This window comes from Desulfobacula sp. (assembly GCF_021107415.1).
In genome coordinates, this window is the sequence record NZ_JAIOSW010000357.1 from 1 (window position 1) to 7,629 (window position 7,629).

The 7,629-nt window shown below is 38.4% G+C and carries 9 protein-coding genes, 1 tRNA gene and 1 other RNA gene; 7 read left to right on the forward strand and 4 right to left on the reverse strand.

Features of this window, described 5'->3' with window-relative positions:
• Positions 1–13 precede the first annotated feature (13 nt).
• Together clpP and tig are read right to left on the reverse strand one after the other, a co-directional pair.
• Complete coding sequence (clpP, locus tag K8S13_RS17965; protein WP_367172729.1) at positions 14–619, reverse strand: ATP-dependent Clp endopeptidase proteolytic subunit ClpP; 606 nt, start codon at positions 617–619, stop codon at positions 14–16.
• Positions 620–672: 53 nt separating this feature from the next.
• On the reverse strand, positions 673–2,043 hold the full coding sequence (tig, locus tag K8S13_RS17970) for a trigger factor (protein ID WP_291464666.1): 1,371 nt from the start codon (positions 2,041–2,043) through the stop codon (positions 673–675).
• Positions 2,044–2,203: 160 nt separating this feature from the next.
• Here tig and K8S13_RS17975 point away from each other — a divergent pair, with 160 nt between their 5' ends.
• The 4 genes from K8S13_RS17975 to K8S13_RS17990 all read left to right on the forward strand — a co-directional run bounded on the left by K8S13_RS17975 (position 2,204) and on the right by K8S13_RS17990 (position 4,182).
• A complete protein-coding gene (locus K8S13_RS17975; RefSeq protein WP_291464668.1) occupies positions 2,204–2,899 on the forward strand; it encodes an N-acetylmuramoyl-L-alanine amidase in 696 nt (231 codons plus the stop codon).
• 29 nt (positions 2,900–2,928) lie between these two features.
• Positions 2,929–3,005: transfer RNA gene (locus K8S13_RS17980), tRNA-Pro, on the forward strand.
• Between the two features lie 49 nt (positions 3,006–3,054).
• Positions 3,055–3,549 (forward strand): 3'-5' exonuclease, encoded by a 495-nt coding sequence (locus K8S13_RS17985; protein ID WP_291464669.1) that lies wholly within the window; start codon positions 3,055–3,057, stop codon positions 3,547–3,549.
• 204 nt (positions 3,550–3,753) lie between these two features.
• Positions 3,754–4,182 carry a hypothetical protein gene (locus K8S13_RS17990; protein ID WP_291464671.1) on the forward strand — a complete coding sequence of 143 codons (429 nt, stop codon included), beginning with the start codon at positions 3,754–3,756 and terminating at the stop codon, positions 4,180–4,182.
• A 57-nt stretch (positions 4,183–4,239) separates the two neighbouring features.
• On the opposite strand, the gene K8S13_RS17995 is transcribed toward K8S13_RS17990, so the two are convergent.
• Together K8S13_RS17995 and K8S13_RS18000 are read right to left on the reverse strand one after the other, a co-directional pair.
• Positions 4,240–4,608: a hypothetical protein gene (locus K8S13_RS17995; RefSeq protein ID WP_291464673.1), complete on the reverse strand. Its 369-nt coding sequence runs from the start codon at positions 4,606–4,608 to the stop codon at positions 4,240–4,242.
• Between the two features lie 15 nt (positions 4,609–4,623).
• Positions 4,624–4,932 carry an STAS domain-containing protein gene (locus tag K8S13_RS18000; protein WP_291464674.1) on the reverse strand — a complete coding sequence of 103 codons (309 nt, stop codon included), beginning with the start codon at positions 4,930–4,932 and terminating at the stop codon, positions 4,624–4,626.
• Between the two features lie 240 nt (positions 4,933–5,172).
• Here K8S13_RS18000 and ffs point away from each other — a divergent pair.
• The 3 genes from ffs to dnaK form a co-directional block, all read left to right on the forward strand.
• An RNA gene (ffs, locus tag K8S13_RS18005) (signal recognition particle sRNA small type) lies at positions 5,173–5,269 on the forward strand.
• Between the two features lie 165 nt (positions 5,270–5,434).
• Positions 5,435–6,019: a nucleotide exchange factor GrpE gene (gene grpE / locus K8S13_RS18010; protein ID WP_291464676.1), complete on the forward strand. Its 585-nt coding sequence runs from the start codon at positions 5,435–5,437 to the stop codon at positions 6,017–6,019.
• 26 nt (positions 6,020–6,045) lie between these two features.
• A partial coding sequence (dnaK, locus tag K8S13_RS18015; RefSeq protein WP_291464678.1) for a molecular chaperone DnaK occupies positions 6,046–7,629 on the forward strand: 1,584 nt, incomplete at its 3' end.

Here is a 7,629-nt window from a genome sequence, read left to right on the forward strand (position 1 = left end):
AGCCATAATTAAGCTACTCCTTTGAAGCGTCGTCTATTTTATCTTTCAACTCGCTTCTAACTGCAACGACCTTGTCTATAATGCCATATTCCGTGGCTCGCTCAGCTGACACAAAAAAGTCTCTGTCTGTATCTTTTGATATTTTTTCAATATCCCGGCCAGTATGCAAGGATAAAATTTCATTTAATGTGTCCTTCATCCTTAAAATCTCAGTGGCCTGGATTTTAATATCTGTGGCCTGCCCCTGGGCACCTCCAAGTGGCTGGTGAATCATTATCCTGGCATTGGGCAAAGCAAATCTCTTCCCCTTTGCGCCTGCGGTCAAAAGCAATGCCCCCATACTGGCAGCCTGTCCGATACAGACGGTTGCCACATCAGACTTTATATATTGTATGGTATCATAAATGGCCAGGCCTGCTGTTACCACCCCACCGGGTGAATTGATATAAAAACTGATATCCTTTTCAGGATCTTCTGATTCCAAAAACAAAAGCTGGGCAACAATAAGATTAGCAATCTCATTATCAATAGCAGATCCAATAAAAATAATTCTATCCTTTAAAAGGCGTGAAAAAATATCGTAAGCACGCTCTCCTCTGTTGCTTTGTTCAACAACCATTGGAATTAGAGGCACGATTCAACTCCTATAATTTTTTTGTGCACGTTAAATAATTACTCTTTTTCTTGTTTTGATGCATCTTCTTGCTTCGCTTCTGCACCCTCTTTGGCCGCATTTGGTTCAACCGCATCCGGTTCGACTTCCGTGATGCTGCCTTTCTCTATTATAATATCAATGGCCTTTTTTTCAAGCTGGGTATGCTTATAATATTCAAGTTGCTTGGGATCCATGTTAAAATAATTTTTTACTGAATCAACGGGCGCATTCATCCCAACTGCCATTTCCTCAAAGCTTTTTTCCAACTCTTCATCCGTCAGTTCAAGTTTTCCCTGGGAAATAATTTTATCCAGAATCAAATGTCTTCTGGCTTGCTTTTCCGCCACATCACGATACTGGGTTCTCAGTATCTCTTTACTCAACCCTGCTGCTTCAAGTGTCGTATTATTGGCTGAATAGGCTTGTTCTGCTTCCATTATAATACCATTGAGCTCACCTTCAATCATCGCTTCAGGCACTTCAAACTCAATCTTTTCCAAAAGGGTTTGGAAAACCTGTTCGGAAAGCTCATGTTGTATTCTTTGTGTATATCCTTTTTCAAGATTTTCACGGATAGATGTTCTGACATCATCCAGGGTTTCAAATTTTCCCAGATCTTTTACAAGATCATCATTGAGTTCAGGTAAAACTTCTTCCTGAATTTCTTTTAGTTTTACTTTATAAACAATGGTTTTGCCTTTTAGATTTTCATCATAATAATCATCCGGATAAGGTACTTCGATTTCAAGATCCTGTACCGGGATTGCACCTGTCAGTTTTTCTGAAAATTCTTTAGGCATAGCCCCCTGCCCGATTTCCATGACGTAATTTTCAATTTTTGGTGTCTTATCAAAAGAGGTTTCATTTAGAAAACCTTCATAATCTATCAGAACAAAATCGCTTTCTTTTACAGGGCGTTCTTCTTGTACAGTCTCTTTTTTAGCCATGGTTTTCTGAATCATGTAAATCTGGCTTTCTATCTCACCATCTGACACTTCATACATTGTTTTTTTCAGGTCGATCCCTTCAAATTCAATGTCGTCAAGCTCAGGTTTTATCTCCACGGTGATATCAAAAACATATGTATTTTCAGGATCTAATTGTGGTGGGTCCATCTGAGGACCGCCGACAATATTCAGGTCATGTTCTTTAATGGCTTCAATAAATGCTTCCTGGATTAAACGCGGTCCAACATCTGCGTGTACATCTTTTGAAAATCTATTTTCCAATACCTTACGGGGAATCTTACCCTTTCTAAATCCCTTTACATCCGCTTTTTTTTTCAACTCTTTATATGCAATATTCAGCTCTTTGGTAACATCTTCCTTTGGAATTTCAAAAGAGAGCACTTTTTTCACGCTGCTCTTATCTTCAATTTTTACCTGCATGTTTTAAATCCTGTATTCATTATATTAAAATTGAACTACTATTAAACATTACTTCAAAAATTTAAAAAAATATGTAATATATAAAATCTATATTGCATATTTAAGTTCCTTTACAGAAAGTTTATTAAGATAACTCTTATATATAAAGGTGTCAAGAAAATTGGCCAAAGAAAATTTTATCCTTTTCGTTGTTATCATCACAACATTAATGATCGCCCCAGGCACAGGATTTGCCCAAAAAACGAATAGAGCAGCAATTAAAACCACTCAGCACGTTATTGTGATTGACCCCGGCCACGGGGGAACTCAGAACGGGCTTGTCACTTCCAGCGGTTTAAAAGAAAAAACCATCGCCTTGACACTTGCTGAAAAAACCGCCCAAAAACTTGAAAGCCGATACAATGTATTTTTAACCAGAACCAGAGATATTGATATTCCTCCCCGGGAAAGAATTTTTATAACAAATAAAAACTCTGCTGATCTTTTTCTTTGCATTCATTTGCATTATTCAAGTGAGCCGTCTGGTTTTTTCTACTATTTTGACCCGCCTGAACCCTACAGACAATCAATTTTAGCCTCAAAAAATACATGGAAATCACAGTCCCTGCTTCATCAGTCCGGGAGCAAACAGGCCATTGATTCATTTTTAAATATTTTTTCGGCCCATAAAAAAGCAAATCATTTTTTTTCAAAAGGAGCGCCGGTCAAGCCTCTTGAAGGTGCGACCATGCCGGCCATACTTATTGAGCCCTTATCCATTTCACTTTTGCCCCAACACCCGGATGAGATAGAAAAGATTCTTGATGAATATGCATTGCTCATTTCAAAAAGTATTGATCTTTATTTTAAAAAATGATATTTATTGTGATTGTGTCAATTATTGATCGGGGCGTAGCGCAGTCTGGTAGCGCGCCTGCTTTGGGAGCAGGATGTCGGGAGTTCGAATCTCTCCGCCCCGACCAGTCACGACAAGCCTTTTTAAACTTCAGTTAAATTATAAAAAGACAATTAATGAGTTTCACCGCAATAGATTTTGAAACAGCAACAGGAAAACATTACAGTGCATGCGCTGTGGGGATAATAACTGTAGAAAGCGATAAAATTATAGATGAGTATCATTCTCTAATACAGCCGCCCAATAATGAATATTCCTGGTATAATATCAAAATTCACGGCATAACTGAAAATGACACAGTTAACGCTCCATTGTTCTGTGATGTTTACCCTGAAATTAGAAAACGTCTTACGGGGAAAACCATAGTAGCTCACAATGAATCATTTGATAGAAGTGTTTTACAAAAAACAATGCTATATTATGACTTGGATTATTCAGGCCTGAACCTGTCAAACCAATGGGAATGCACTTTGAAAATTTACAGGGAAAAAGGTTATTCTCCGGCATCTTTAGATGTTTGTTGTAAAAAACAGGGAATAAAACTCACCCATCATGAAGCACTCTCAGATGCGAGGGGTTGTGCAATGCTTTATCTTAAGCAAAATATTTAGGAGATAGAATATAATGGACGACAAAAAAAATATGGTCTCGATAATCCCACCGATGCAGACGGATCCAAACTTAAAAGAATATCATTGTCCTCATTGTGGCAGATTTCTTTTCAGAGGGAATGTTAAGAAATTAAATATGGTCTGTCATCATTGCCAAAAATTGATAAATGCAGACGGAAATGATCTTATTAAATCTAAAAACGAATGATTTTTTTTACTTCCATACTCATTATATGCATACTCTATTACCTTCAGGCAGATGGGCTTATTTATGTCACAATTGTAGCAGTTATTGCTGAACTGATAAACATTCTCATGACACAGGCCCTAACCAAATCCGTCGAAAAAAAAACAACTGCCAAGTTCGGGAAAATTGTGGTGGGGTATAAAACCAAAATTGCCGTACAAAAAAAAACCATAAAAGAGCTTGAAGACATCCGGGAAAAATCGGTTGGAAAACTCTATAAGGCCAATTTAAAAATCAAGGAATACGAAGAAAAATTAGAATTGGATGACACCTCGGCCATAGAAGAAAAAAAACTTCAAAAACCAGGGACGCCAAAAAAAAAAGAAAAGCCCGAAAAATTTATTGATCTTCCTTCCGGCTCCAATAGAAAAAAACTACCTATATAATGCCTGACCGAAACCTGAAAATTTTGTGGAGTATATGGCCTGGCTATAATTTTTTATCTATTCTTTTAAGATCTTAATCTTTACGATTTGACCCTTTTTATTAATAGATGCCACTGCTTTTGCCAGGGTCCGCCCAGATTCGGAACCAACGATTTCTACAAGTTCTTCATAAAGAATAATCGTTGAAAGCTCTTCTTTTTTTGGAGTTGATATAGGTTTTGAAGTATTGGTTTTATTCGTTGTTTTTTTTCTTGAGCTGACACTTTTTTTAGGAGGATTTTCAGCTACGGTATAACGCGCCTTATTCCTTTCTGCAATCAGATCGGAAACACCTGAATAATCGCCTTTTCCTTTTTCATCCTGGCAGGCTGAAACCAAAAAGAACACACCAAAAAGTGCAACCAAAAAAAATTTTGCTGATTTCATTTTATTGCCTTAGGGCTAGCCCACGCCTTCAACAGTGAAGCGGCGATTCAATCTCATTGTCGTAAAAAGGCCATAAACATCTTTTGCAACATTGATTACCGAAAGATTCCTGTCAGACTGGTTTAATGTATTGTGGGCAGCAATAATTACACCGATCCCGACGGAATCAACCATTTCCACCCCTTCCAGATCGATGACAACTTCAGATGAAGACTCATTAATCATGGAAAGCAATTCACTTTTAAAATCTTCGGCCATGGAAGCGACAACATCCATACCTGGTTTAATAATTGTCTGATTTCCCTGATTCACTATTTCGCTCATATTATTCTCCCGTGGTAAAGAATTAATAAACCCTGTCAACGTTAGTCATTAGAATATCACTAAAACTCAATTAAATCAATGATTCGGGTATATAGTTACTATACCCGAAAAAGATAGCTGTTTAAACAATATTTTTACACTCCCTATAACTTTTATTCAAAATAAATTGGGCTTGAAAAAAATAAAAAAAACAACTATATATACATCTTCCGGCTGTGCAGGCCGGGTGCGGATTATTCTGATCGGTCGCCTCGCAACAGAAGGCCATGAACCTCGTCAGATCCGGAAGGAAGCAGCGATAAGTGATCCCTTCTGTGTCGTGGATCGATCCCGGTCATGCAATTTTACGTTAACCCTTCTGCCAGCCGGATCTTTTCTTTTCAAAGCCTGCATTTTATATCTTGACATGCTTTTAAACAGACTTATTTTTCTGCCATAATTTTAATTTATATTTTGTATAGATCACGCTTAATTAAAGGGATATTTGGAGCAGGAGAAAAAATTGGCAAAAGAAAATAAGAAAAAAGATAACGACACCACTAAAAAAGATTCTCCCGGAAAAAAGTCTAAAAAAGCTAAAACCAAAGTTAGTTCCAACAAAAAGGAAGGTACAAAAGAGCTAAAAGAGCAGCTTGCATCTGAGAAAGATCGCGTATTAAGGCTTTCAGCTGAATTTGAAAATTACAAAAAAAGAAAACAGCGGGAATCGGATGAGTTTAAAAAATTTGCCAATGAAACGATTTTCAGACAAATGCTGACGGTTGTGGATAACCTGGAAAGAGCCATCTCTTCCACAAAAGAAAATTTGGATGACAAAAGTCTGCTTGAGGGAGTTAAGCTGACTTACAAAGAGATTCTCAAACTCTTTGAAACCTTTAATGTCAAGGTTGTGGAGGCTGAAAACCAATTGTTTGATCCAAATTTTCACCAGGCCGTCACCCAGGAAGAAACCAATGATTTTCCTGAGAACACCGTCACAAAGGTCCTTCAAAAAGGTTACCTTCTGCATGACAGACTCATAAGGCCTGCTATGGTTATTGTCTCAAAAAAAGTAGAAAAAAAAATTAAAGAAACCAAAGAAAATTAAATTAAAGATATCTTGGAGGATATATTATGGGTAAGATAATCGGAATAGATTTAGGAACAACCAATTCATGCGTAGCAGTTATGGAAGCGGGTGAAGCAAAAATCATCACCAATGCAGAAGGTGGACGAACTACGCCATCTATTGTTGCAGTTTCTGAAAACAATGAGCGAATTGTTGGACAAATCGCAAAAAGGCAAGCTGTTACCAACCCTGAAAACACTGTATTTGCTGTCAAAAGACTGATTGGAAGAAAATTTAATTCAAAGGTAATCCAGGATGATGTCCCCATTCTTCCCTATAAAATTGAAGCCGCATCCAATGGGGACACCAGAATTAATTTAAGGGGAAAACAACACAGCCCTGCTGAGATTTCATCCTTTATACTGGCAAATATTAAAAAAACGGCTGAAGATTATCTGGGAGAAGAAGTCACAGAAGCGGTTATTACCGTACCCGCCTATTTTAATGACAGCCAGAGGCAGGCCACAAAAGATGCCGGAAAAATTGCCGGCCTTGAAGTAAAACGAATCATCAATGAGCCCACTGCAGCATCTCTGGCCTATGGTCTTGATAAAAAAGGTGAAGAAAAAATTGCAGTATTTGACTTAGGTGGCGGTACATTTGACGTTTCAGTCCTTGAAATCGGTGATGGCGTATTTGAAGTAAAATCAACATCCGGGGATACCCATCTGGGTGGAGAAGACTTTGACTTAAGAATCATTGATTATATCGCTGATGAATTTAAAAAAGACCAGGCAATTGATATCAGAAATGATAAAATGGCACTCCAGCGTCTTAAAGAAGCTGCTGAAAAAGCCAAAATGGAGCTTTCAACATCGACTGAGACCAGTATCAACCTGCCGTTTATTACTGCGGATGCATCCGGTCCAAAACACCTTGATGTAAAACTGACCCGGGCAAAACTTGAATCCCTGGTATCAGACCTTCTAGACAAACTTGTAAAACCTTGTCAAACAGCTCTAAAAGAAGCCAGGCTGGGCTCTGGTGGTGTTAATGAAGTGGTTCTTGTCGGGGGTATGACCCGTATGCCTGCAGTCCAGGAACGTGTTGAAAAAATATTCGGTAAAAAACCCCATAAAGGTGTAAACCCGGATGAAGTTGTTGCCATGGGTGCTGCAGTACAGGCAGGTGTTCTCCAGGGTGATGTAAATGATGTGCTTCTGCTGGATGTTACGCCATTATCTTTGGGTATTGAAACCCTTGGTGGTGTTATGACCAAACTCATTGATAAAAATACAACCATTCCCACAAAAAAGAGTCAGGTATTCTCAACTGCTGCCGACAACCAGCCGGCTGTTTCCATCCATGTACTCCAGGGTGAAAGAGAAATTGCAAGCGGCAATAAAACCCTTGGACAATTTGAATTATCTGATATTCCACCTGCACCAAGGGGTATTCCCCAGATCGAGGTTTCTTTTGACATTGATGCCAATGGTATTGTTCATGTCGCAGCAAAAGACAAGGCGACCGGCAAAGAACAATCCATTCGTATTACAGCAGCCAGCGGCCTTTCAGAAGAAGAAATCAACAATATGGTCAAAGATGCGGAAATGCATGCAGATGAAGATAAAAAGAAAAAAGAATTGGTT

Coding starts and splice junctions, on each gene's coding strand:
- clpP (WP_367172729.1), bottom strand. CDS start 619: ATGGTTGTTGAACAAAGCAACAGAGGAGAGCGTGCTTACGATATTTTT.
- K8S13_RS17995 (WP_291464673.1), bottom strand. CDS start 4,608: ATGAAATCAGCAAAATTTTTTTTGGTTGCACTTTTTGGTGTGTTCTTT.
- K8S13_RS17985 (WP_291464669.1), top strand. CDS start 3,055: ATGAGTTTCACCGCAATAGATTTTGAAACAGCAACAGGAAAACATTAC.
- K8S13_RS18000 (WP_291464674.1), bottom strand. CDS start 4,932: ATGAGCGAAATAGTGAATCAGGGAAATCAGACAATTATTAAACCAGGT.
- K8S13_RS17990 (WP_291464671.1), top strand. CDS start 3,754: ATGATTTTTTTTACTTCCATACTCATTATATGCATACTCTATTACCTT.
- tig (WP_291464666.1), bottom strand. CDS start 2,043: ATGCAGGTAAAAATTGAAGATAAGAGCAGCGTGAAAAAAGTGCTCTCT.